This window comes from Roseateles sp. DAIF2 (assembly GCF_015624425.1).
Taxonomy (GTDB): Bacteria; Pseudomonadota; Gammaproteobacteria; order Burkholderiales; family Burkholderiaceae_C; genus Kinneretia.
Map to the genome: position 1 here is coordinate 129,331 of NZ_CP049919.1, position 21,581 is coordinate 150,911.

Genomic DNA, 21,581 nt, shown 5'->3' on the forward strand with positions numbered 1-21,581 from the left:
GTGATTCTCATCGCTTGCCGGCTTTGATTCTGGCCATCGCGGCCATAGTCCCGGGCCATGCGGCCGGCTTGTGATCAGGCCTGCAGGCCGGCCGGGTTGACGCTGCGCAGGTCCTGGGCGACCCGGCCCTGGTGCAGGGTGATGACCCGCTGCGCGGCCGCGATGGTTTCGGGGCGGTGAGCGATCACTATCTTGGTGATCGAGAGCTGGCGCAGCGAGGCATTGACCTGGCGCTCGCGGTCGACGTCCAGTGCGCTGGTCGCCTCGTCCAGGAACAGCAGCTGCGGGCGCTTGTACAGGGCCCGCGCCAGCAGCACACGCTGGCGCTGGCCGCCGGACAGGCTGGAGCCCATGTCGCCGATCAGGCTCTCGTAGCCCATCGGCATCGCGACGATGTCCTCATGCACGCAGGCCAGCTGCGCGCATTGCTCGATCCAGTCTTGGTCGGCCTGCGGGTCGAAGAAGGCGATGTTGTCACGCAGGCTGCCGGCGAACAGCTGGTCGTCCTGCATCACGGTGCCGATGCGGCGCCGCCAGTCCGCCAGGCCGATCTGCGCCAGCGCCTGCGCGCCGAGCCGGATCTCGCCGGATTGCGGCGCATGGATGCCCAGCATCAGCTTCAGCAGGGTGGTCTTGCCGCAGCCCGAGGGGCCGACGATCGCGACCGATTCGCCCGGCTCGATGCGCAGGCTGCAGCCGGAAATCACCTCCGGCTCGCCGTCGGCATAGCGGAACGTGACCTCGCGTAGCTCCAGCGCGGCCGGCGCCGGCTCCTGCTGCGGCAGCCGCTGGTCCTGCGGCTCCGGCGCGGTCAGCACGATGTCGGCCAGGCGCTCGCCCTGCAGGCCCAGCATCTTCAGCTGCACCGCCTTGTCGATCAGCGCGGCCAGGCGCAGGCTGAACTGCTCCTTGTAGGCCAGGAACGCGAACAGCATGCCCACCGACAGCTGGCGCTCCAGCACCAGCAGTGCACCGAGCCAGATGATCGCGACGCGCTCCAGCCCGAACAGCAGCTTGTTGGCCACGCCCATGCCCAGCTCCAGCCGGCGCGAACCCAGCTGCGCGTTCATATGCTCGACCACCAGGTTGGCGAAGCGCGCGCCGCGATCGGCCTGGGCGTTGAACAGCTTGACCGCCTGCGCGCCGCGCAGCGACTCGATGAAATGGCTGGTCTGGCGCGCCTCGTGCACCAGCGCCTCCTCGGAGGCCTGGCGCAGCGGCCGGAAGTAGGCCCAGCGCAGCAGGCCATAGGCCAGCACCGCGCCCAGCGCGATCAGGGCCAGGCGCGGGCTGTAGATCCACATCATCACCAGGGTGATCAGCACCATCACCCCGTCCAGCACCGCCTCGATGAACTGCGTCGTCAGGGTCTGCTGCATCTGCTGCACGCTGTTGAAGCGCGACAGCACATCGCCCATATGGCGCTTCTCGAACCAGTCCAGCGGCAGCCGCAGCAGGTGGTTGAACACATTGGACAGCCATTGCAGGTTCAGGCTGGCCGACAGCTGCAGCACCGCCCAGGAGCGCAGCGCGCCGATGCCGACCTGCAGCAGCACCAGCAGGCCGAAGCCCAGGCCCAGGGTGACCAGCAGGTCGCGGTCGGCGCTGACCAGCACGCCGTCCACCACCCATTGCATGAAGAAGGGCGAGAGCAGGACCAGCAGCTCCAGCGCCAGCGCCAGCGCCAGGATCTGCGCCAGCGAGCGCTTGAGCCCCAGCACCTTGCCCAGCAACTGCTGCCAGCGGATCTTCGGCGGCGCGGGCTTGAGCGCGAAATCGGCGCCGGGCCGCAGCTCCAGCGCCACGCCGGTGAAATGGCGCGACAGCTCGGCCAGCTTGATCCAGCGCCGGCCGGCCACCGGGTCGTGCAGCAGGGCCTTGTCGCCGCGCACCTCGGCCAGCACGACGAAATGGCGGAAGTCCCAATGCAGGATGCAGGGCAGCTGCAACTGGGTCAGATGTTCGGGTTCGGCGCGCAGCGCGCGGCTGGCCAGGCCCAGCTGCGCGGCCATGCGCACCAGGTCGGCCATCGTCGCGCCCTTCATCGACAGCGAGAAGCGCGCGCGCAGTTCGGCCAGATCGCAGCGCTGGCCGTGGAAGCTGGCCACCATCGCCAGGCAGGCGAGGGCGCATTCAGCCCCCTCGGTCTGCAGGATCAGCGGCAGGCGCGAGCCGCGCGACCAGCCGAGGTTCAGGCGCTGCAGCAGGGAAGAAGTCGAAGGCTCAGACACGGTGGGCGAGGGCCAGCAAGGGTTCGAAGATCCATTCGATCAGGCGCCGGCGCTCCAGCAGCACATCGGCATCCAGCTGCATGCCCACCGCCAGCGGCTGCTCGGCCCCATAGGCCTCGACCGACTGGCGCTGCAGCGCCACCGTGATGCGGTACAGCGGCTCGTTGCCATGGGCGGCCTGGCCCAGCGGCAGGGTGGCCAGCTCGGCGGCCGGCAGCGGCGTGCGCGAGACCTGCAGCACCCGGCCTTCCTGATGGCCGAACTTCTGGTACGGATAGGCCTGGTAGCGCAGCCGCACCTCCTGGTCGGGCCGCACGAAACCGACCGCGCTGGACGGGGCGTAGAGGTAGGCCTGCATGCGCGTATCGGCCGGCAGCAGGCTGGCCAGCGCCAGCGCGGGCGTGACCGGCTGGCCGGGCTCGGCCTGGATCGTCGAGACAATGCCGTCGCTGGGCGCGCGCAGCACCAGGCGGCGCCGGGCCTCGGTTTCCAGGCCCAGCGCGCGCAACGAGGCCAGCTCGCGCGTCAACTCGCCGCGGCGCTCGGTCTGGCGCAGCGGCAGCGCATCGCGCTCGGCGCGCAGCGCGGCCTGCTCGGTGCGCAGCTTCTCGCGCTCGCGCTCCAGGGTCAGGGCTTGCGTGTCGGTGTCCAGCAGCTCGCGGCGCCGGCCCTGCAGCTGGGCATCGGAATAGAAGCCCTGGCCGCGCAGGGTCTCGGCGCGGGCCAGTTCCTCGCGCGCCAGGCGGCGGCGCTCGCGATGCGCCTGCGATTCCTTGTCGGCCGCGTTCAGCTCGCCCAGTTGCGCTGCGAGGCGGCGCTCGATGCCGAGCTTTTGCTGCTGGAACTGGCCGTCCAGCTGCCGCAGCGCCTCGCGCAGCGAAGCCTCGCGTTCGGCCAGGCTCTGGGCCACGCCCTCGCCGGCGCTGGCGCTGGCGGAGTCCAAGCTCAGCTCAAACAGGACGTCACCGGCCTTGACCTGCTGGCCCTCGCTGACGCGGCGTGCCAGCACGGTGGCGGCCTGCGGTGCGGTGATACGCAGCACGCCGCGGTCCGGCACCAAGTAGCCGCCGACGCGGGCCTTGCGGCTGTATTCGGCGCTGCTCAAAAACACGCCGACCAAAACGACGCTGCCCACGGCACAGACCGTGAGCAGCTTTAGCGAGAGAGGGCGCAGCAACTGAATGCTGCCCAACCAGGACTGCTGCTGGCCGGCCAGTGCTTCGGGACGGAACAGCATTCAGTTTGTCAGGCTTGCCCACCCACTCTCGAAGTGGATGACAGCGATTTGTTTTCTTACCAGGTGTTCTTTGGTGCTTGCACGGATGCCAGAGACAGCAGCTCGGCTTGCGGCTCGGACCAGGTGTTCTTGGGGGCGCCGCCGCTGACGAATTGCAGCAGCTTGGCATCGATTTCGACGGGGCCCGCGACTTGTTGTTGCACGGGGGTTTGTTGACCTTGTTGCTTTTGCATGACCGGCTCCGGATGTTCTGTGACGTGCGAAGAAGTGCACGGACCGGATTGAAGCAACAGGAGCAAACATGCGTAACTGTCAACTCTTACAGATGGGGGATATACGACGTGGTGTTTATCGTATTAAGCCAAGACGCAATGCCTTCAGCACCGCCTGATGTTTGTTGGTGCTGTTGAGTTTGTGCATCGCATTGTTGATATGCAGGACCGCGGTGCGCTCCGAGATGCTCAGGATGCCGCCGACTTCCCAGGCCGTTTTTCCCTCCATCGTCCAGCGCAGGCATTCCAGTTCTCGAGGCGTTAATTTAGGCGCTTCCAGTTGCTGCTCGATGGGAAGAAGAACGCGCAATGCAGCATCGAGTGCATGCACGGCAAACAGCTGCAGGTCGGCGACCAGCCGGGTCAGCTGCGCGTTGTCCTTGGGCAAAGGCTGGTCGCGATCCACACCAAGGATGAAATGCCGACCTTCGGGGAGATGCAATGCAAGGCAGATGCCGGTTTGATAGCCATAGCGAGCCTGTGTTTCCCACAGATCCTCGGCGTCGTGCCTTAGATAGGTCTCTCGGTCCCAGGCGATAGGCACGCTATGCCGTTTGCAATGCTGCATGACCGGATCAAGGCGGCCCAGGCGTGGGTCATTCAAAGCATCGCTAAATCCAGGCGGCGAGTTGTCGATAGCGATGAACTCGGACCTGCCGATCGAGTGATCGACAACGGTGATGGCCGAGAAGGTTTCGAATTCCAGCTGTTTGGTGAAACGAAGCACCTCCCCGCGAAATTCTTCGCGGGTTCTCGCATCGAGCACCGACTGGTAACCGCCCTGCAGCATCAAACTCTTTCCGCAACCACTCCGGGCCTAAGGTGACGCCGGATCTTCACATCCCTGACAAGGTTTACAGCTAGCGATTCATGCCGGGGCTTTGCACACTGCCCCCATTCTGCCGCGCTCGCCCGAGCTGCCCCACTCATCCTGAGAAAACTCTAGAAAAATGACTCCAACTTGGATTGTGTACGCTTGGCCGCGAATTTTGTGCGAGGCGAAGCGGGTGACCCGTTTGCATTTCGCGCATTCCACGACGCGTGTGTTGGTGTCGGGCGACGCGGAACACCCTTGCACGGGGCAAACCCTGTGGATCGGGGAATCCGAGGACGGCGCCGAGGCTGGGGTGGCCTGGGACTGGATCTGCATGCCCGAGGGCGTGGTGGCGCTGGCCGACCCGATGGCGCTGGTGACCAATCTGCAGTTCGTCAGTACCGCGGGCGAGGTGCTGGCACCGATGGAGTCGGTGCTGCAACTCAACGAGATCGTGCGCACGCTGCCCTGGCAGGATGAGGTGCAGCGCGCGCTGGGTCTGCTGCACTGACATCGCGGGCCATCAACGCGCCACTGCGGTCCGCATCGAGCGCGCCACATGGGCCAGCCCGGCCACGGTCAGCGTCAGGCCCACGATCATCGACGGCAGCAGCTGCGCCCAGCCGAGCGCCTCGCCCTTCAGCACCAGCAGCATCTGCGTGTTCTGGGCAAGACCTGGCACCCAGAGGTACCAGGGGGCGTCGCCGCCGGGGTTGAGCAGGCTTACCATCGGCGCCAGGCCGACCAGGGTGATGATCAGGGTCGAGCCGGCCTGCGCCTCCTTGTAGGTCTTGGAGCGGATCGCCAGCGCCATCAGCAGGGCCGAGAGCCCGGCGGCCAGCGGCAGCTGCAGCAGCAGGAAGGCGCCGACCTCGCCCCAGCCGAACTGGAACATCGCCTGCAGGCTGTCGCTCTGCAGCAGCCATTGCGCCGGCACGAAGCTCAGATTGGCCAAGAGCGCCACCGCCATGCCCAGCAGGGCCACCGCGCCCCATTTGCCGGCCACCAGCGCGCCATGCGGCACCGGGTTCATCAAGAGCGGCTCCAGCGAGCCGCGTTCGCGCTCGCCGGCCGTGCTGTCCAGCGCCGCGGTCAGCGCGCCGTAGAGCACCGCCATGATGATGAACATCGGGACGATGGAGGTGATGCGGGCGGCGCGCGCCTGGGCGCTGGCGAGATCGCGCTCCTGCACATCCAGCGGCTGCAGCAGCTCGCTCGAGATGCCGCGCATCGCCAGGTGCAGCCCGGCGCGCTCGCGGTTGAAGCCCTGCAGCAGGCGCGCCATGCCGCCGGCTCCGGCGCTGGCGCGCTGGTTGGCGCTGTCGGTCACCACCTCCACCACCGGCCGCTCGCCGCGCAGCAGCTCGGCTTCGAAGTCCGGCTTGATCACCAGCACCGGCTCCAGCAGGGTGGTGGCGCGCAGCCGCGCCTCGTAGTCCGCCGGCGCGTCCTTGACCGTGTAGGTCTGGCGCTCGATGTAGTTGCGCAGGCTGGGCGCATGCGCGATGCCGGCCACCATGATCTCGCGCCGCTCGGCCCGCTCCTCCAGCGAGGCGATCAGCGCCGACATCGCCATCAGCAGCAGCGGCCCCATCAGCACCGCCGGGATCAGCAGGCGCAGCAGGGTGCGGCGGTCGCGCAGCGCGTCAACGATCTCCTTGCGCAGCACGATCACGAAGTCGTTCCAGTTTTCCGAAGTCATGCCTTGGCCTCCTCGCCAAAAGCCAGGGTGACGAAAGCGTCCTCGAAGCGGGTGGTGCCGGCCTGGGCCAGCAGTTCTTCCACCGAGCCCTCGGCCACCGAGGCGCCATGGGCCATCACGACGACATGGTCGCAGAGCTGCTCCACCTCCTGCATGATGTGGCTGGAGAACACGATGCACTTGCTGCCGCCCTCGGGCGAGCGCAGATGGCGCAGCGCCTCGCGCAGCGCGCGGGTGGCCAGCACGTCCAGCCCGTTGGTGGGCTCGTCCAGCACGATATTGGCCGGGTCATGCACCAGGGCGCGGGCCAGCGCGGTCTTCATGCGCTCGCCCTGGCTGAAGCCCTCGGCGCGCCGCTCCAGGATATGGCCCATGTCCAGCAGCCGCGCCAGGCTCTCGGCGCGCGCCTGCGCCGCGTCGGGCTCCATGCCCTGCAGGCGGCCGAAGTAGACGATGTTCTCGCGCGCCGTCAGCCGCGGGTACAGGCCATGCGCATCGCCCAGAATGCCCATGCGGGCCAGCGCCCGGCGCGGCTCGCGCAGCACGTCGATGCCGTCCACCGCGATGGTGCCGCTGTCCGGCGCGAACAGCCCGGCCAGCATGCGCAGGGTGGTGGTCTTGCCGGCGCCGTTGGGGCCCAGCAGGCCGGTGATGCGGCCGTTCGGCGCATCCAGGCTGGCGCTGCGCACCGCCTGCACGGTCTGCCGCGGCGCGCGCTTGAACAGCGAGCCGCCGGACCGGGTGTGGAACTGCTTGGCGATGTTGTCGATATGGATCATGGCAGCGTCACCTCGATCGGCAGGTAGGCGCCGGGGCGCGGAATCCGGGTGGCGCAGCCGGCGGCGATGCCCTTCAGCGCGGCCGCGTCCTCGCGGGTGTCGATGAAGCGGTGGATCACCTCGCGCATGCAGGGCAGGCCGGTGACGCCATGGCCGGCCTCGGGCACCACGACATGGGCGGCCTGCGGACCCAGCAGCTGCGTCACGCGCTCGCCATGGCGCGGCGGCGTCACCGGATCGGCGCCGCCGCTGAGCACCATCACCGGCGCCGCGGCCGGCTTGACGCGGTAGAACTCTGCCGACACCGCGCCACGGGGCCAGGTCTTGCAGGCGGCCTGGTAGAACTCGGCATCGCTGCGCCCGAAGTCGCGGCCCGGCGCGTCACCGGCCGCGGCCAGGCGCGGCAGGTCCTCGGCGCAGATCACCGAGAAATGCATGCCGGCCGCCAGCTTGCCGGCGCGTCCGCCGCCGCCCATCGAACCGGCCAGCCCGCTGATCGCCTGGAAGCGGCCGCGCGCCGCCTGGTGGATGGCGGCCGGCAGGGCCGAGGCCAGCGCCGGGTTGTAGAGCGGCAGGCGCGTACCGCGCAGCAGCATCGAGCGCGTCAGGGTGAAGCGCTGCGGCTCGCCGCTCAGCGCATGCAGCACCTCGACCTGGCGCGGCAGGCTGGCCAGCAGGCCGTCCCAGTCGGCGCGCAGTGCCGGGAAGCGCTGGCGGCAGGCGCTCTCGCCCTCGCAGGCACGGAACATCGCTTCCAGCGCGCTCTGGCCATCGGTGGAGAAGGCGGCCGGCAGCGCCATGTCGGGTGGCGCCACGCCGTCGATCACCAGGCGGCGCACGGCGCTCGGGAACTGGCGCTGATAGTCCAGCGCGGCGCGCGTGCCATAGGAGCCGCCCACCAGGTTCCAGCGCGCCACGCCCAGCCGCTGGCGCACCGCGTCGATGTCCTGCATCGCGATCTCGGTGGTGTAGAAGCGCAGGTCGCCATGCGGCAGCTTTTCCAGCGCGAGGCGGCAGTCGTCCAGGCGTTTGAGCTGCGCCGCCGGATCCAGCGCCTCGGCGAGCGGCAGGCGGCTCTCGTCCGGGCAGTCCAGCGGGGCGGAGCGGCCGGTGCCGCGCTGGTCGATGAAGACCAGGTCGCGGCGGTTGTTCAGGCGCGCGAAGCGCGGCAGCACCAGCGCCGCGATATTGATCGCGCTCTGGCCGGGCCCGCCGGCCAGCATCAGCACCGGGTCGGGCTGCTTGTTGCGCGCCATCGCCGGCAGGACCAGGTAATGGATCTCGATCTGCTGGCCCTGCGGCTGGCTCGGGTCCAGCGGGCGTTTCAGCAGGCCGCATTGCAGCTCGGTGGGCAGGCCCTCGACACGGCAGGCCTGGGTGGCCGGGCCCGGCGCCTGGGCCTGCGCCTGGCCGGCCAGCAGGGCCAGCGCGGCCAGGGGCCCGAGGATGCGAAGGATCTTTCTTCTTCTACTGCTGCGACACGACATACCGTCCTCCACCTTCTCCAGAGAGTGCGGGCGGATTATGTGCAGCAGCCGGTTGCCCGGGCGGCCGCCTGTCGCGAATGGCGGCCGGCGGGGACGATCTGCGGCTAGGGTGCGACCGGCTGCCGGCGCCCGAACATGCCCCAGCCCTCCATCGACATCACCGCCTCCTCATGCTGGTTGAAGACCTCCCAGGCGGACAGCACCAGCCCGATCTGGGGCCGGCTCTGGCTGACCCGCGTCTGGAGCACCGTCATGCGCACCCGCAGCGTATCGCCGGGGCGCACCGGCTTGAGCCAGCGCAGCTTGTCGATGCCCGGCGAGCCCTGGCTGGTGGAGTCGAGCAGGTAGGCGTCGCACATCATGCGCATCACCATCGCGCAGGTGTGCCAGCCGCTGACCGACAGGCCGCCCAGCACCGAGGCCTCGGCGGCGGCCTCGTCCAGGTGCAGCGGCTGCGGGTCGTAGGCGGCGGCGAAGGCCAGGCCCTCGTCCTTGTCGACCCGGCGGCCGCCGAACTCGCGCACCTGGCCGGGCGCGAAATCCTCGAAGGCATGGCGGGGGTGGGGGTTCATCGTGGTGGTGCTCGTCGTCATGCGCCGACTATAGGCAGGGCGCCGCCGCCCGCCATCGCCTGCGCGACAGCGCTCGCGCTTCAGGAGCCGGCCTGCTGCAGCCGGGCGTAATGGTCGGCACGGGCCGTCTCGCCGCGCGCCCGGTACAGCGCCGCCAGCTCCTCGAACACATAGGGGTCGGGCACGCCGGCCGCGGCATTGGCCTGCTCCAGCGCCAGCTGCAGGGCCAGGGCCTCGTCGGCGCGGCCCAGCAGGCGCAGCTGGTTCGCGACCATCCATTGAGCGATGCGGGCCCGCGCCGTCTCGCCGGCCTGTTCGCGCAGCGCCAGCGCAAGGCGGAACGCGGCCAGCGCCTCCTCGGGCCGGCCCAGCTCGCGCAGCGCGATGCCGATGTTGTGGTGGAGCGTGGCGCGCCAGCGCCGCGCGTCCGGCTGCTCGGAGGCCTCGGCCAGGGCCAGCGCCTCGCGGCCCCAGCGCAGCTGGTCGGCCGGCGCGCGATCGACAAAGGCCAGCATGTGCAGGGTGTCGACGGCCAGGCCGTCCAACCGCGCCGCGCGCGCCTCGGCCAGGGCGCGCTGGTAGGCGGCGCGGGCCAACGTCCGTGCCGCGTCGGTCTGGGTGGCCGGCGCATGCGCAGCCGAGCTGTAGCTGCGGCCCAGCTCCAGCGCATGGCGCACGCGCGCCTCCGGGCCGGCGCCGGCCAGCTGCGGCTCCAGCGTGGCCAGCAGGGTGCGCGCGGCCTCGAAGTCGCGCCGCAGGCCATGGCTGCGCGCGATCTGGGTCTGCAGGATCAGGGCCTCGTCGCCCCGCGCATCGACCAGCGCGGCGCGAAGGCGCTGCTCGCTGAGGGCCGGGTTGCCGAAGTCCCACAGGGCGTTCAGGTCTAGGGCGGAGGCCTTGCTCATCGCGGTCGTCATCAGCAGCAGCAATAGCCCGCCGGTGCGGGCGAGGCCGGGGTTCATCGCGCGCCGCCGTCCTCGCAGTCCTGCTGCAGCAGGGCCAGGGCCTTGGGCCAGCTCTCCTTCATCATCGCCTCGAAGTCGGGTGTGACGTCCAGCTCGACCAGCAGCTCGGTCAGGCCGGGGTTCGGCTCGCGCAGGGTGTAGTTCTCGTAGGCTGGCACCCAGGCGCGCACCGCGGGGCTGTCGCGGTCGACCCGCCCCTCGGCATCGATCATGCCCAGATGTTCGATCGAGACGAACTCGGGCGCGCGGTGCTCGGCGATGCGCGCGAACATGCCGCCCATGCCGGGCGCCAGGAAGCGGATCTCGGCGCCGCGTTCCCAGGAGCCCTCGTAGTAGGAGCCCTCCATGAAGGCGGCGGTCCAGCGGCGGTAGCTGTCGGGCTCCAGCATGGTCCGCCAGACCCGCTCGCGCGGCGCGGCGATGCTGGCGTGGAACTGAAGGCGGATCTTTTGGGTCGTGCTCATGGCGCGGGATCTCCCGGTGGTGGAACGGACCGAGGCGGAAAGTAGCACCAAGCCAGCAGCACCAGCAAGCCGAAGCCGCTGTAGAGCAGGGCAAACACCCAGTCCGGCGCGCTGTAGAACAGCAGGCGGTGCAGCCAGTCGGCGATGAAACCCTGCTCGCCATAGGCCCGGCCGCCGGCCGAAACGCGCAGCCAGGCCTCCAGCGAGGTCAGCGGGCAGGTCAGGCCGAGCCAGGCCTCGGCGACGACGAGCGCGATCGTCGCCAGATGTGCGCCGCGGAAGGCCCAGCCGTTGACCCAGCCCCAACGCCGCCGCCGCAGATTGCCGGCGACGATCAGCAGCAGGCCCAGAAGCACGAACAGCACCACCGCCAGGTGCAGCAGCAGCACCAGGTCGGCGAGCAGCAGGAGCGACAGGGTGGGCGAGGGCATCAGAGGGCGTGCGAGCGGTGGCGGCGCGCGCGCAAGCAGCCTAGCCGAAACCGGCGTATCGTTGCGTCCCACCCTTTTGGACCCTACCCCATGAAGCTCTACTACAGCACCGGTGCCTGCTCCCTGTCCCCCCATATCGTGCTGCGCGAGGCGGGCCTGCCCTTCGAGCTGGTGCTGGCCAGCACCAAGACCCACAAGCTGCAGGACGGCACCGACTACTACACGATCAATGCCAAGGGCTATGTGCCGCTGCTGGAGCTGGACGGCGGCGAGCGCCTGTCCGAAGGCCCGGCCATCGTGCAGTACATCGCCGACCAGGTGCCGGCGAAGCAGCTCGCGCCGGCCAACGGCACGCTGGCGCGCTACCGCCTGCAGGAATGGCTGAACTTCATCACCACCGAGCTGCACAAGGGCTTCTCGCCGCTGTTCAACGCCGCGATGCCGGAGGAGGCCAAGGCCCTGTTCCGCGCCAAGCTGGCCGAGCGCTTCAGCTGGGTGGACGCCCAGCTGGAGGGCCGGCAGTACCTGATGGGCGAGCAGTTCACGGTGGCCGACGCCTACCTGTTCACCGTCAGCAACTGGGGCCAGTATGTCGGCGTCGACCTCGGCGGCTATCCGAACCTGGTCGCCTACCGCGCACGCGTCGCGGCGCGCCCGGCGGTGCAGGAGGCGTTGAAGGCCGAGGGTCTGCTGAAGTGATGATGCGCGAGGAGGCGCGCCGGCAGCTGGCGCTGTACCTGGCGCGCTTTCCCGCCGAGTCCGAACGCCTGGCGGCGCTGCAGGCCCAGCTGGACGAGGACGCGGGCGACCCGCTGAGCCGCGCGAACATGCGCGGCCATGTGACGACCAGCGCCCTGGTGCTGGACCCGAGCCTGACGCACACGCTGCTGATCCACCACCGCGTGATCGGCCGCTGGCTGCAGCCGGGCGGGCATTACGAGGCGGGGCAGGGCCTGTGGGAATCGGCGCTGCGCGAGGTGGCCGAGGAGACCGGCGTCACCCGGCTGGCGGCCCATCCCGTCTGGGGCGCGGCGCTGCCGCTGGACATCGACAGCCATCCGATCGCCGCGAATCCGAACAAGGGCGAGGGCGAGCATTGGCACCATGACTATGCGTACCTGGTGATCGCGCCGATGACCGGGCAAGACCTGGCCCCGCAGCTGGCCGAGGTGCATGGCGCGGCCTGGCGGCCGCTGGCCGAGCTGGCGGATTCCGGCGAGGCGCGCTTTCGCGGCCTCGCCGGCAAGCTGAAAGAGCTCGTCAGCCCTTCTTGACCGGGGCCTTGATCAAGGCCTCGCAGGTGGCGCGCTGCTGGTCGGCGGTGTCGACCTTGGCGCAGACGCCGTTGAGCTGGGTCTTCAGCCGGTTCAGCACCGCCTGGTGCTGGCCGCCGGCGTTCCAGCTCGACAGCTTGGCGCCGACGCGCTGCAGCGAGCGTGCGCTGCGTTCGTAGAAGGCGCCCTTGTCCTGCGCGGCCTCCTTGAACAGCTGGGCCGCGGTCTTCTCGATCCTGGCAGCGTCCTGCGGCGCCAGGTCGACCAGCGCGGCGAAGTAGCCGGAGCCCCATTGCAGGCGGGTGGCCGGGCCCTCGCTCTTGGCGAAGGATTCCTCGTACCAGCGCAGCGCCTCCTCGGTGCGGCCCTGCTTGCGCGCATTGCCGCCCAGCTGGCTCATCAGGTAGTAGGGCGAATGGCTCTTGGCCAGGCTGGTCTTCAGCAGCTCGTCGCTCTCCTTCCACAGCCCGGCCTGGCCCAGCAGATAGGCCACCGAGGTGATCACGGCCTGGCGCTCATAGCCCTCGGTGACCTCGCGGTCGGCCTTGGCGGCATGGGCCTTGACGTCCTGCACCAGGGCGGGCGGGAGCGTCGGCGTCAGCGAATCCTTGGGCTGGTCGATGCGGGCCAGCTGCACGCGGGCGATCAGGGCCTGGCTGCGGTCGGCGCGCGACAAGGTGGCGTCGGCCTCCAGGCGCTTCAGCGCCAGGTCGTACTCGGCCACCAGGGCCTGACGCTCGGCGCCGGCCTCGGGGCTCAGCGCCTTGACGATGTCGCTGGCCTCGTTGCCCAGCACGTCGGCATGGGTGCGGCTCAGCTTGGCATCGCCCAGGATGCCGCGCACGCGCTCGCGCAGCGCCGCGTCGGGCTTGACGCCCTGGCCGCCCTGGCTGGCGGCGAGCGCCTTCAGCCACAGCCGGTTGGTGGTCTCGGCATCGCCCGCGCCGGCGCTGGCCACGGCCAGCTGCACCAGCAGGCCGGGGCGCTCGGCGGCCGGCACCAGCTGCTGCTCATCGGTCTCCCAGGAGTAGAAGCCCAGCAGGCGCCATTCGTTGGCGCCCAGCTTCTTGCCGGCCTGGGCATCGGCCAGCACCGCCTTGACCGGGCGGCCGCCGGCCAGGCCCAGCTGCAGCACCTGCAGCACCTGGGGCGCGTCGGCCTCGCCGGGCAGGCGGGTCAGCTCCTGGCCCTCGGGGCTGAAGAGGATCATCGTCGGGTAGCCGCGCACCTTGAAGCGGGCGCCCAGCTTCTGCGCGCCGGGCAGGTCGCCGTCGATGTTGACCGCGACGAAGGCGCGCGACTGCTCGATGAAGTCCTGGCGGTTGAACAGCGTGGCCTTCAGCTGGTTGCAGGGCGGACACCATTTGGCGCCCCAGTACAGCAGCACCGGCTTCTTCTCGGCCTTGGCGCGGGCGAAGGCGCGTTCGATGTCGGCATCGGCCGCGGCGCTCTGCCAGGCCACGCCGGCGCTGGTGGCGGGAGCGGTCGCCTGAGCGACCGGGGCGATCAGGGCCAGCGCGAGCGCCAGCGCGGTGAGTGGGGTCGGTTTCATGGCCCGATTGTCGACCCGGGGGCAAGCCCCTGCCCATGAGGGGAATGCAGGAGCTTATGCGCTGGGCGCACAAGCCCCCGGGGCGCCGGGCGGCCGCCTCAGCGGGTCTCGACGACCGCCGCGGTCAGGCGCCGCACCAGCGGCAGCACCAGCAGCAGGGTCGGGAAGGCGACCACCCAGGACCAGGCCCATGAGCCCAGCCAGATGCGCAGGAAACCGGGCACCGGGCCGACGCCGCGCAGGGTGCTGATCGCGGAGACGATGCAGGTCATCAGGATGGACAGCAGCAGCGGCATCACGATGCCGGCATAGCGGGCCGGCAGCTTGCGCGAGCGGGCGGTGGGAACGATGGAGGGCTGTGAGGAGGAGTCGAAAGCGTTTTTTGTCATCGGAGAACTCGTTGGACAAGAGGGTCAAGGCAGGCACCAGCGCCCATCCCGACCCGGGATGGTGTAGTGCGTTGCTTGACGTTAGACGCTTACGACCGATGTGCTGTGACATCGGCGGCGCCAGTCTAACCTACGGATCGCCTGACTATCATCGCGCCCTATGCAAGACCTGACACTCGTCACGCCATCCGTCACGCTGGAGCAGCGCCTGGAGCGGGCGCTGCAGCTGCTGCGCGCGCAGGCGCGGCCGGAGCAGCTGGAGGCGCTGGCGCGCTTTGGCATCACCGGCGCGACCCGGCTGGGCCTGTCGGTGCCGCAGATGCGGGCCCTGGGCAAGCAGCTGGGCCGCAAGGACCATGAGCTGGCGCTGGCGCTGTGGGACACCGGCATCCCGGACGCGCAGATCGTCGCGGCGCTGCTGGCCGATCCGGCCGCGCTGACGGTTGCGCAGATGAACCACTGGACGCGCGGCATGCAGGCCTGGGATGTCTGCGACCAGGCCTGCGGCAATGCCTTCGCCCGCTCGCCGCTGGCCTGGGCGCGCATCCCGGTCTGGGCCGGCGCGGGCGAGGAATTCGTCAGGCGCGCCGCCTTCGCGCTGCTGGCGACCCTGGCGGTGCACGACAAGCGGCGGCCCGATGCGGACTTCGCCGCGCTGCTGCCGCTGATCGAGGCGGCGGCCGACGACGAGCGCAACTTCGTCAAGAAGGCGGTCAACTGGGCGCTGCGCCAGATCGGCAAGCGCTCGGCCGGGCTGAGGCTGGAGGCCATCGCCTGCGCCGAGCGGCTGCGCCAGCGGCCCGAGAAGAGCGCGCGCTGGATCGCGGCGGATGCGCTGCGCGAGCTGAAGAAGTACCAGTAGCCATGAACCTGCCATCCTGCGGCGCCAGCACCCAGCTGATCCGCACCCGGGTCTCGCACCGCATCCGCACCGCCACGTTCCGCGACGACCTGGTGGGCTGGCTGATGGCGGGCCGCAAGCGCCTGGCCACGCCCGCCGGCGAGATCCGCTTCGGCGCCGGCCAGGTCTTCCTGATCCCGCGCGCGACCCAATGGGACCTGGTCAACGAGGCCGCGCCGGGCGGGGTCTACGAGGCGCGCCTGATCGGCTTCGCGCCGCCGCTGATCGAGCGGTTCCACCAGCGCTTCGGCCAGTTCGCCGGCGTGCCGGCGCTGCAGGGCGCGGCCGGCACCGCGGCGGATGCGGCCTTCGCCGCCACCTTCGAGCATGCCAGCGCGGCGCTGCGAGAAGAGCCCGACAGCTCCGAGGCCATGCGCGAGCATCGGGCGCTGGAGCTGCTGTTGCTGCTGGCCGAGCGCGGCCTGGTGTTTGCGCCGGCGCGCGGCCTGGCCTGGGCCGACCGCGTGCAGCGCCTGGTGGGCCAGCGGCCCCAGGCCGATTGGACGGTGGAGGCGCTGGCGCGCGCCTTCCACCTGAGCGCCAGCACCCTGCAGCGCCGGCTGGCCGAGGAGGGCAGCTCGGTCAGCCGCTGCGTGCGCGAGGTGCGGCTGGAGGCCGCGCTGGCCCTGCTGCAGCAGGGCTCGGGCCTGCAGGTCTCGGAGATCGCGGCCCGCTGCGGCTATGACTCGCACAGCCGCTTTTCCGCCGCCTTCCGGCAGCGCTTCGGCTTCGCGCCCTCGGACTTGCGCCCCTGAGCAGGATGAGCCGCGGCGCACAGCGATTGGGGTCTGCGGGCTAGCGCGCCAGGCCGTGCCGAGCGACGATGCAGGCTGTTCCTGACCTCGTAGAGTGAATCCCGCCATGCATCGTCAACAAGCACGCAAGTTCGCCCTGGCCGCCGCCCTGATCGGCGCCTCGACCCTGGTCCATGCCGCCGGCTTCAAGCTGAGCAGCCCGGACATCAAGGCCGGTGGCCTGATTCCGCAGCGTTTCGAGTTCAACGGCTTCGGCTGTTCCGGCGAGAACCGCTCGCCGGTCCTGCAATGGAGCGGCGCGCCGGCCGGCACCAAGAGCTTCGCCGTCACGGTCTACGACCCGGATGCGCCGACCGGCTCGGGCTGGTGGCATTGGTCGGTGGTCAACCTGCCGGCCGAGCTGACCGGGCTGCCGGCCGACGCCGGCGCGGTGGGCGGCGCCAAGCTGCCCCAGGGCGCCAGCCATGTGCGCATCGACTACGGCGTCGCCGGCTGGGGCGGCACCTGCCCGCCGCCGGGCGACAAGCCGCACCGCTACATCTTCACCGTCTATGCGCTGAAGACGGAGCGGCTGGACCTGCCCGCCGATGCCACCGCCGCGCTGGCCGGCTACATGATCAAGGCCAACGCGCTGGGCCAGGCCAGCTTCACGGCCCGCTACGGCCGGCCGAAGGGCAACTAGGCGGGCTGATGATCGATCAGCGGCCGGCGCGCAGCGCGTCCAGCTGCGCGCGCAGCTCCGCGATCTCGGCGGCGAAGTTGTCGCGCGCCGTGGTCGCGCCGACCAGCTCCATCTCGGCCGCCAGGCGCGCGTCGGATTCGGTGGCCGAGGCGGCCACATGGCGCTCGATCTGGCGGCGCAGATCGGCGAGCTGCGCCTCCTTGCCCTCGATCGCCAGCTGGTCCTTGGCCTTGCCGACCAGGGCGTCGGAGGCGATGTCGCGCGCATGGCGCAGCTCGATGGTCAGCCGCTCGATGCTGGCGTCGCGCTCCGCCAGCCGCGCCAGGGCCTGGTCGCGCTCCTCGGTGAGCGCGGCCAGTTGCGCGCTCAGCGCGTCGCGCGCGGTTTCGGCCTGCTCGTTGAGCTGCAGCAGCGAGGCCAGGTCGCCATCGCTGTGCGAGAGCTTGTCGCGCAGGCCGGCGGCGGCGTCCTCGGCCAGCTGCCTGGCCCAATCGCCCAGCGCGGCCGCCAGGGGCGCGGGCAGCTCCACCTTGGGTGCCTCGGCGGCCGGTGCCTGCGCGGCGCGCCAGGCCGCCAGATGCGGGTGGATGGCCTGCGCCGAGGCGCCCGCCCCGAGCGTGTCGCGCAGGCCGCCGAGCGTGACCGGCCGGCCACCGTCCGCCAGGCGCTGCGCGGCGGCGGCGACCTGCTCGAAGCCGATGTCTCGATTGCTGGTGGTCTTGTTGTTTTCTTCTGCGTCTGCCATGGCGGTATGCGGTAAGTAGCACGCCCGATGCTGGGCGGATTTATCCCTGAAGGCGACCGCCCGGGCCAATCTCTTTAATCGCCGGAGTCGGGCCGATCACCGACCGGGCGGCGGCTGCCAGAGCTCGACCTTGTTGCCCTCCGGGTCGATGACCCAGCCGAACTTGCCGTACTCCGAATCGTCGGTCCGATCCAGGACCTGGCAGCCCTCGTCCCGCAGAGCCTGCAGCAGCGCGTCCAGATTGTCGACGCGGTAATTGATCACGAAGGGCGCGCTGCCGGGGGCGAAGGACTCGTCGCCGGCCGCGCCGATGGACCAGATCGTCGTGCCGGCCGTCGGCTGGCCTGCCGCGTCGGTCCAACTGAAGGCGGCACCGCCCCAGGGCAGCAGCTCGATGCCCAGATGGCGCTGGTACCAGGCGCGCAATGCGCCGGGATCTTTGGCCGTGAAGAAGATGCCGCCGATGCCGGTGACGCGTCGCTTGTTGCTCATCCGGGTCTCCTTGTTTCCTTGCATTCTTTTTGCTCGCGCGATGGCTGCGCGGGCAGCGTGCCATGATTCTTTGCGGCCGGATGCATTCGAGACCCGAAGGGGCGTTTCGAGGACTCCTGAGTGAATGAATGCGGGAAGGCCGGCGGCGCCGCGCGCGCTCAGTCAGCCGCGCCGGGCCGCCTCGATCGTCGCGATGTCGATCTTGCCCATCTGCATCATCGCCTCGAAGGCGCGCCGGGCCGCGGCGGGGTCGGGATCGTTGATCGCCTCGATCAGCACGCGCGGCGTGATCTGCCAGGACAGGCCCCATCGGTCCTTGCACCAGCCGCAGGCGCTGGCCTGGCCGCCGTTGTCGATGATCGCCTGCCACAGGCGGTCGGTCTCGGCCTGGTCGTCGGTGGCGATCTGGAAGGAAAAAGCCTCGTCGGGCTTGAAGGCCGGCCCGCCGTTCAGGCCGAGGCAGGGAATGCCGGCCACGGTGAACTCGACCGTCAGCACATCGCCCTGCTTGCCGGAGGGATAGTCGCCGGGCGCATGCAGCACCCGGCCCACCGCGCTGTCCGGAAAGGTCCGCGCATAGAACTGCGCGGCCTCCAGCGCGCCACCGTCGTACCAGAGACAGATCGTGTTCTTGGGGATCATCGGGGTGCTCCAAGGGGTGGGGAGGTGGATCGTACGCGCGGGTTGGGGACCTTGGGCAGGGGCGGGGGCGACTGCGTGGTCGGTTGTAAGCTTTGCTGCCTTTGGCGGAACCTTTGGTAGCCTCGCCAATACTTCAAACGGAGGGAGAAGCGATGAGCCCTCATTCAGTTGAAGCGCAAGGAAAGCCATTCGTCACGGCACGGGCCACCGTGATAGGCCGCGCAGCGGTGCGGCATGCAACATATTGAGCGCCATCGAATGAAACCTAGTGCGTTTGAGAGCAGTCGAACGTACGTCGACATGGTGCTCTTGGGAAGGCAATGATGAGCAGCGCTGCTGTAGTCGTTCTACTGGTGGGTGGGATTGCGTACGGTGCGTACGCTATTCCGGCCATGTTCCAGTTCTTCTCCTACTGTGAGCACGTTGCTGCTGCCACAGGCAGGACTGAGGAAAACGCCAGTCCGAAGGCTCACGACGATGGGGGACTGAATGCATTCCAGCGAGAGCAGTACCGCATGCTCCGGAGCGGCGAGTTTGTAAACGGTGGAGATCCAGCAATCGTCGCTCGCGGTGCCGCTATTGCGAGCAAGCTCAGGAATTCGTTCTGGGCCGCCGTGGCCTTGGTTTTCTCTGTCGCTGTTGCGGAGCTATGGGCAAAGTGACACCCGACCAGTCGCTCGAGCCGACGGCCCTCGGCAAGTCTCGGTTCGCGGCTCAGCTTCAACGTAGGCCGTTCATGCGCACGTCGTGGTTTGCTGCAAGTTTCTTCGCCGCGCATTTCATTTCGAGTGTGGGTGCGCTGCTGTGGTCGTTCACGACATCGGCTGCGCACTTCGATGGGCGCCATGTATCCTGGTTGTCGCGAAATCTTTCTGGACCTGCCTTTGAGATCTTGTGGTTTCCACTTTCGCTGCTTGATGCTCCACCACGAGTTCTACCCGGACTGTGGGGCTATCTACCGACCGTCTTAAACAGCGCACTGTGGACGGCCATAGTCGTGCTCTGCCTTAGAAAGGCTGGTTGGACTTGGGGCAATGATTGAGGTCAGCCTGCACATACTGTTGCCGGAGCAGCCGAGCCTGTCAGGATTTTTGTGTGCGAGGCATAGCATGACGACCAGGAGCATCTATGCCAACCAAGAAGAAGCCGGCGGGAGCCGGCATGACGGCGCTGCCGTCGATCCCCAAGGAACTCATTGAGCAGCTGACCGGCGGCTCGACGCCGATGACGGCCGAGCAGATCAACGCCACGACCATGGCGCTGAAGAAGGCGCTGATCGAGCGCGCGTTGGGCGCGGAGCTGTCGCACCACTTGGGCTATCCGCCCGGCACGGCCAAGCCGGAGGAGGCCGGCAACCAGCGCAACGGCAAGTCCGCCAAGACGGTCTTGACCGAGGACGGTCCGTTGCGCATCGAGGTGCCGCGCGACCGCGCCGGCTCGTTCGAACCCATCCTTATCCCCAAGCACGAGCGGCGCTTCACCGGCTTCGACGACAAGATCGTGGCCATGTACGCGCGTGGCATGACGGTGCGCGAGATTCAGGGCTTCCTGGCCGAGCAGTACGGCACCGAGGTCAGCCCCGAGTTCATCAGCTCCGTGACGGATGCCGTGATGACCGAGGTCTCGGCCTGGCAGAGCCGGCCGCTGGAGCCGATGTATCCGGTGGTGTTCTTCGACGCTCTGCGCGTGAAGATTCGCGAGGATGCGGTGGTGCGCAACAAGGCTATCTACCTGGCCCTGGGCGTGCTGCCCGATGGCACGCGCGACATCCTGGGCCTGTGGATCGAGAACACCGAGGGCGCGAAGTTCTGGATGAAGGTCTTCAACGATCTGAAGACCCGAGGAGTCGCCGACATCCTGATTGCCGTCACCGATGGGCTCAAGGGCATCCCCGAGGCGCTCGCTGCCGTGTTCCCAGCCACGACGCTGCAGACCTGCATCGTGCACCTGATCCGCAACAGCCTGGACTTCGCGAGCTGGAAGGACCGCAAGGCCCTGGCGGCGGCCTTGAAGCCAATCTACACGGCGTCCAGTGCTGACGCGGCCCAGGCCGAACTCGATGCCTTCGAGGCGAGCGCCTGGGGCCAGAAGTTCCCGACCGTGACGGCCACCTGGCGCCGGGCCTGGGATCGGGTCATCCCGTTCTTCGCCTTCAGCCCAGCCGTGCGGCGCGTGATCTACACGACCAACGCCATCGAGAGCATCCACAGTCGGCTGCGCAAGATCATCAAGACGCGCGGCCACTTCCCCAGTGACGATGCCGCTACCAAGCTCCTGTGGCTGGCGCTGCGCAATATCACGGCCGACTGGGGCCGCGCGGCCAAGGAATGGAAGGAGGCCATGAACCAATTCGCCATCGCCTACGGCGAGCGATTTACCTGACCTGCCGCGTAATATGCGGCGCGGGCTCGTCTGAATCGGCGAGCCCTACACCGAGCCTCGAACACAGAAATTCAGACAGCCCCGAGCAGCCGACCCAACCTCACCGTCGAGTGGGAGGCTTCCAGCTTATTTCGCACGCCGGAGGCCATCGCTCATATTCAACGTTGGACCTCATGACTGACGCCCCCGGTAGCTCCGACCTTTTGCTCAGCATTGCGGGTGCAGGCACCGAATACCGTCTTTGCCTTCCGCACCTGCTGCCGGAAGCCATAGATCAAGCCGCCATGCTCGCCGCGGCGCAAGCCGTTCTTGCCCAGAACTCGAAGTCGGAGTCTGCGCAAGCGCTGCGCGCCCAGAGCATGGCCACCTTCATGCTCCTTTGCGCTGGCGAGCTCGACGCGGCTGAAGGCGTTCTAGACAGGGTCATCGCTGCTCAGGCTGCGATGGGGGACGCCAGGACGCGCAGTGCCTCCGAGTTGCGGCTGGTACAAGTTCTTCAGCGACTCGGGCGCGTGAACGAAGCGGTGCGCCTTGCCTCTGAAGTCGTGGCGCAGCAGTCAAACGATTCACCCGTCCGGCACTTTGCTCTGCATCATCTGGGAAAAGCGCTGATGCAGGCCGGGGCACATGGCGAAGCTCGTGCCGCCCTTGTGGAAGCACTGGCGCTTCGTCTGGCTTTGGGTAACGCGGAGCTAATCGCCTCTACTCGGCAGGCACTCACGCTGTTGGAGTCACGCCCGTTGGCCGCAACCCCGCCGCATGAAGCATGAAGGACCTAGGCGTCCTACAGAAATCGCCATGTTCATGCCGTGA

At 69.0% G+C, this 21,581-nt stretch carries 25 protein-coding genes; 9 read left to right on the plus strand and 16 right to left on the minus strand.

What is annotated here, in order from left to right:
• Positions 1 to 74: 74 nt before the first annotated feature.
• The 4 genes from G8A07_RS00580 to G8A07_RS00595 all read right to left on the minus strand — a co-directional run bounded on the left by G8A07_RS00580 (position 75) and on the right by G8A07_RS00595 (position 4,530).
• Positions 75 to 2,231, minus strand: coding sequence for a peptidase domain-containing ABC transporter (locus G8A07_RS00580; protein ID WP_249937180.1), 2,157 nt, complete (start codon positions 2,229 to 2,231; stop codon positions 75 to 77).
• Complete coding sequence (locus G8A07_RS00585) at positions 2,224 to 3,468, minus strand: HlyD family secretion protein (RefSeq protein WP_195795209.1); 1,245 nt, start codon at positions 3,466 to 3,468, stop codon at positions 2,224 to 2,226. The genes G8A07_RS00580 and G8A07_RS00585 overlap by 8 nt, the downstream gene beginning before the upstream one ends.
• A 56-nt stretch (positions 3,469 to 3,524) precedes the next feature.
• Positions 3,525 to 3,701 (minus strand): hypothetical protein, encoded by a 177-nt coding sequence (locus tag G8A07_RS00590; RefSeq protein ID WP_195795210.1) that lies wholly within the window; start codon positions 3,699 to 3,701, stop codon positions 3,525 to 3,527.
• Positions 3,702 to 3,816: 115 nt separating this feature from the next.
• A complete protein-coding gene (locus G8A07_RS00595) occupies positions 3,817 to 4,530 on the minus strand; it encodes an autoinducer binding domain-containing protein (RefSeq protein ID WP_195795211.1) in 714 nt (237 codons plus the stop codon).
• Positions 4,531 to 4,747: 217 nt separating this feature from the next.
• On the opposite strand from G8A07_RS00595, the gene G8A07_RS00600 reads away from it, so the two are divergent.
• Positions 4,748 to 5,065: a hypothetical protein gene (locus G8A07_RS00600; protein WP_195795212.1), complete on the plus strand. Its 318-nt coding sequence runs from the start codon at positions 4,748 to 4,750 to the stop codon at positions 5,063 to 5,065.
• A gap of 12 nt (positions 5,066 to 5,077) precedes the next feature.
• Here G8A07_RS00600 and G8A07_RS00605 read toward each other — a convergent pair whose 3' ends face one another.
• The 7 genes from G8A07_RS00605 to G8A07_RS00635 all read right to left on the minus strand — a co-directional run bounded on the left by G8A07_RS00605 (position 5,078) and on the right by G8A07_RS00635 (position 10,954).
• Entirely contained in the window at positions 5,078 to 6,256 is a 1,179-nt protein-coding gene (locus G8A07_RS00605; protein WP_195795213.1) for an ABC transporter permease, read from the minus strand.
• A complete protein-coding gene (locus tag G8A07_RS00610) occupies positions 6,253 to 7,035 on the minus strand; it encodes an ATP-binding cassette domain-containing protein (protein ID WP_195795214.1) in 783 nt (260 codons plus the stop codon). Before G8A07_RS00610 ends, G8A07_RS00605 begins: the two co-directional genes overlap by 4 nt.
• Positions 7,032 to 8,522, minus strand: a complete 1,491-nt coding sequence (locus G8A07_RS00615; protein ID WP_195795215.1) for an alpha/beta hydrolase — start codon at positions 8,520 to 8,522, stop codon at positions 7,032 to 7,034. Before G8A07_RS00615 ends, G8A07_RS00610 begins: the two co-directional genes overlap by 4 nt.
• A gap of 104 nt (positions 8,523 to 8,626) precedes the next feature.
• The gene (locus tag G8A07_RS00620; RefSeq protein WP_249937181.1) at positions 8,627 to 9,115 is read right to left on the minus strand and encodes a MaoC family dehydratase; all 489 of its coding nucleotides are present in this window, start codon (positions 9,113 to 9,115) and stop codon (positions 8,627 to 8,629) included.
• Between the two features lie 59 nt (positions 9,116 to 9,174).
• Positions 9,175 to 10,056 carry a hypothetical protein gene (locus G8A07_RS00625; RefSeq protein ID WP_195795216.1) on the minus strand — a complete coding sequence of 294 codons (882 nt, stop codon included), beginning with the start codon at positions 10,054 to 10,056 and terminating at the stop codon, positions 9,175 to 9,177.
• Positions 10,053 to 10,523, minus strand: coding sequence for an SRPBCC domain-containing protein (locus G8A07_RS00630; protein ID WP_195795217.1), 471 nt, complete (start codon positions 10,521 to 10,523; stop codon positions 10,053 to 10,055). Before G8A07_RS00630 ends, G8A07_RS00625 begins: the two co-directional genes overlap by 4 nt.
• Positions 10,520 to 10,954, minus strand: coding sequence for a DUF2784 domain-containing protein (locus G8A07_RS00635; protein WP_195795218.1), 435 nt, complete (start codon positions 10,952 to 10,954; stop codon positions 10,520 to 10,522). Before G8A07_RS00635 ends, G8A07_RS00630 begins: the two co-directional genes overlap by 4 nt.
• 90 nt (positions 10,955 to 11,044) lie before the next feature.
• On the opposite strand from G8A07_RS00635, the gene gstA reads away from it, so the two are divergent.
• Both gstA and G8A07_RS00645 read left to right on the plus strand, forming a co-directional pair.
• Positions 11,045 to 11,653, plus strand: a complete 609-nt coding sequence (gstA, locus tag G8A07_RS00640; RefSeq protein ID WP_195795219.1) for a glutathione transferase GstA — start codon at positions 11,045 to 11,047, stop codon at positions 11,651 to 11,653.
• On the plus strand, positions 11,653 to 12,228 hold the full coding sequence (locus G8A07_RS00645; protein WP_249937398.1) for an NUDIX hydrolase: 576 nt from the start codon (positions 11,653 to 11,655) through the stop codon (positions 12,226 to 12,228). The genes gstA and G8A07_RS00645 overlap by 1 nt, the downstream gene beginning before the upstream one ends.
• Here the strand turns inward: G8A07_RS00645 and G8A07_RS00650 are convergent.
• Together G8A07_RS00650 and G8A07_RS00655 are read right to left on the minus strand one after the other, a co-directional pair.
• Positions 12,215 to 13,780 (minus strand): thioredoxin family protein, encoded by a 1,566-nt coding sequence (locus G8A07_RS00650; RefSeq protein ID WP_195795221.1) that lies wholly within the window; start codon positions 13,778 to 13,780, stop codon positions 12,215 to 12,217. The two genes, G8A07_RS00645 and G8A07_RS00650, sit on opposite strands and share 14 nt — an antisense overlap.
• A 98-nt stretch (positions 13,781 to 13,878) precedes the next feature.
• The gene (locus tag G8A07_RS00655) at positions 13,879 to 14,169 is read right to left on the minus strand and encodes a DUF2798 domain-containing protein (RefSeq protein ID WP_195795222.1); all 291 of its coding nucleotides are present in this window, start codon (positions 14,167 to 14,169) and stop codon (positions 13,879 to 13,881) included.
• Between the two features lie 160 nt (positions 14,170 to 14,329).
• Between G8A07_RS00655 and G8A07_RS00660 the strand changes: the two genes are divergently transcribed.
• From G8A07_RS00660 to G8A07_RS00670, 3 genes are all read left to right on the plus strand, one after another.
• Positions 14,330 to 15,031, plus strand: coding sequence for a DNA alkylation repair protein (locus G8A07_RS00660; protein WP_195795223.1), 702 nt, complete (start codon positions 14,330 to 14,332; stop codon positions 15,029 to 15,031).
• A 2-nt stretch (positions 15,032 to 15,033) separates the two neighbouring features.
• Positions 15,034 to 15,825: a helix-turn-helix transcriptional regulator gene (locus G8A07_RS00665; RefSeq protein WP_195795224.1), complete on the plus strand. Its 792-nt coding sequence runs from the start codon at positions 15,034 to 15,036 to the stop codon at positions 15,823 to 15,825.
• Positions 15,826 to 15,931: 106 nt separating this feature from the next.
• Positions 15,932 to 16,507 (plus strand): YbhB/YbcL family Raf kinase inhibitor-like protein, encoded by a 576-nt coding sequence (locus tag G8A07_RS00670; RefSeq protein ID WP_195795225.1) that lies wholly within the window; start codon positions 15,932 to 15,934, stop codon positions 16,505 to 16,507.
• A gap of 16 nt (positions 16,508 to 16,523) precedes the next feature.
• Here G8A07_RS00670 and G8A07_RS00675 read toward each other — a convergent pair whose 3' ends face one another.
• From G8A07_RS00675 to G8A07_RS00685, 3 genes are all read right to left on the minus strand, one after another.
• Positions 16,524 to 17,252, minus strand: coding sequence for a DNA-binding protein (locus G8A07_RS00675; RefSeq protein WP_195795226.1), 729 nt, complete (start codon positions 17,250 to 17,252; stop codon positions 16,524 to 16,526).
• A gap of 96 nt (positions 17,253 to 17,348) precedes the next feature.
• A complete protein-coding gene (locus G8A07_RS00680) occupies positions 17,349 to 17,744 on the minus strand; it encodes a VOC family protein (RefSeq protein ID WP_195795227.1) in 396 nt (131 codons plus the stop codon).
• 162 nt (positions 17,745 to 17,906) lie between these two features.
• Positions 17,907 to 18,386, minus strand: coding sequence for a VOC family protein (locus tag G8A07_RS00685; protein ID WP_195795228.1), 480 nt, complete (start codon positions 18,384 to 18,386; stop codon positions 17,907 to 17,909).
• Between the two features lie 392 nt (positions 18,387 to 18,778).
• Between G8A07_RS00685 and G8A07_RS00690 the strand changes: the two genes are divergently transcribed.
• From G8A07_RS00690 to G8A07_RS00700, 3 genes are all read left to right on the plus strand, one after another.
• Complete coding sequence (locus G8A07_RS00690; RefSeq protein ID WP_195795229.1) at positions 18,779 to 19,048, plus strand: hypothetical protein; 270 nt, start codon at positions 18,779 to 18,781, stop codon at positions 19,046 to 19,048.
• Positions 19,049 to 19,514: 466 nt separating this feature from the next.
• Positions 19,515 to 20,768 carry an IS256 family transposase gene (locus G8A07_RS00695; RefSeq protein WP_195792716.1) on the plus strand — a complete coding sequence of 418 codons (1,254 nt, stop codon included), beginning with the start codon at positions 19,515 to 19,517 and terminating at the stop codon, positions 20,766 to 20,768.
• A 173-nt stretch (positions 20,769 to 20,941) separates the two neighbouring features.
• Positions 20,942 to 21,538: a hypothetical protein gene (locus tag G8A07_RS00700; protein WP_195795230.1), complete on the plus strand. Its 597-nt coding sequence runs from the start codon at positions 20,942 to 20,944 to the stop codon at positions 21,536 to 21,538.
• Positions 21,539 to 21,581 lie beyond the last annotated feature (43 nt).

Excerpts from the sequence above, each read along its gene's own strand:
- G8A07_RS00585 (WP_195795209.1), bottom strand. The coding sequence starts at position 3,468 with ATGCTGTTCCGTCCCGAAGCACTGGCCGGCCAGCAGCAGTCCTGGTTG.
- G8A07_RS00590 (WP_195795210.1), bottom strand. The coding sequence starts at position 3,701 with ATGCAAAAGCAACAAGGTCAACAAACCCCCGTGCAACAACAAGTCGCG.
- G8A07_RS00595 (WP_195795211.1), bottom strand. The coding sequence starts at position 4,530 with ATGCTGCAGGGCGGTTACCAGTCGGTGCTCGATGCGAGAACCCGCGAA.
- G8A07_RS00605 (WP_195795213.1), bottom strand. The coding sequence starts at position 6,256 with ATGACTTCGGAAAACTGGAACGACTTCGTGATCGTGCTGCGCAAGGAG.
- G8A07_RS00610 (WP_195795214.1), bottom strand. The coding sequence starts at position 7,035 with ATGATCCATATCGACAACATCGCCAAGCAGTTCCACACCCGGTCCGGC.
- G8A07_RS00615 (WP_195795215.1), bottom strand. The coding sequence starts at position 8,522 with ATGTCGTGTCGCAGCAGTAGAAGAAGAAAGATCCTTCGCATCCTCGGG.
- G8A07_RS00620 (WP_249937181.1), bottom strand. The coding sequence starts at position 9,115 with ATGACGACGAGCACCACCACGATGAACCCCCACCCCCGCCATGCCTTC.
- G8A07_RS00625 (WP_195795216.1), bottom strand. The coding sequence starts at position 10,056 with ATGAACCCCGGCCTCGCCCGCACCGGCGGGCTATTGCTGCTGCTGATG.
- G8A07_RS00630 (WP_195795217.1), bottom strand. The coding sequence starts at position 10,523 with ATGAGCACGACCCAAAAGATCCGCCTTCAGTTCCACGCCAGCATCGCC.
- G8A07_RS00635 (WP_195795218.1), bottom strand. The coding sequence starts at position 10,954 with ATGCCCTCGCCCACCCTGTCGCTCCTGCTGCTCGCCGACCTGGTGCTG.
- gstA (WP_195795219.1), top strand. The coding sequence starts at position 11,045 with ATGAAGCTCTACTACAGCACCGGTGCCTGCTCCCTGTCCCCCCATATC.
- G8A07_RS00645 (WP_249937398.1), top strand. The coding sequence starts at position 11,653 with ATGATGCGCGAGGAGGCGCGCCGGCAGCTGGCGCTGTACCTGGCGCGC.
- G8A07_RS00650 (WP_195795221.1), bottom strand. The coding sequence starts at position 13,780 with ATGAAACCGACCCCACTCACCGCGCTGGCGCTCGCGCTGGCCCTGATC.
- G8A07_RS00655 (WP_195795222.1), bottom strand. The coding sequence starts at position 14,169 with ATGACAAAAAACGCTTTCGACTCCTCCTCACAGCCCTCCATCGTTCCC.
- G8A07_RS00660 (WP_195795223.1), top strand. The coding sequence starts at position 14,330 with ATGCAAGACCTGACACTCGTCACGCCATCCGTCACGCTGGAGCAGCGC.
- G8A07_RS00665 (WP_195795224.1), top strand. The coding sequence starts at position 15,034 with ATGAACCTGCCATCCTGCGGCGCCAGCACCCAGCTGATCCGCACCCGG.
- G8A07_RS00670 (WP_195795225.1), top strand. The coding sequence starts at position 15,932 with ATGCATCGTCAACAAGCACGCAAGTTCGCCCTGGCCGCCGCCCTGATC.
- G8A07_RS00675 (WP_195795226.1), bottom strand. The coding sequence starts at position 17,252 with ATGGCAGACGCAGAAGAAAACAACAAGACCACCAGCAATCGAGACATC.
- G8A07_RS00680 (WP_195795227.1), bottom strand. The coding sequence starts at position 17,744 with ATGAGCAACAAGCGACGCGTCACCGGCATCGGCGGCATCTTCTTCACG.
- G8A07_RS00685 (WP_195795228.1), bottom strand. The coding sequence starts at position 18,386 with ATGATCCCCAAGAACACGATCTGTCTCTGGTACGACGGTGGCGCGCTG.
- G8A07_RS00690 (WP_195795229.1), top strand. The coding sequence starts at position 18,779 with ATGTTCCAGTTCTTCTCCTACTGTGAGCACGTTGCTGCTGCCACAGGC.
- G8A07_RS00695 (WP_195792716.1), top strand. The coding sequence starts at position 19,515 with ATGCCAACCAAGAAGAAGCCGGCGGGAGCCGGCATGACGGCGCTGCCG.
- G8A07_RS00700 (WP_195795230.1), top strand. The coding sequence starts at position 20,942 with ATGACTGACGCCCCCGGTAGCTCCGACCTTTTGCTCAGCATTGCGGGT.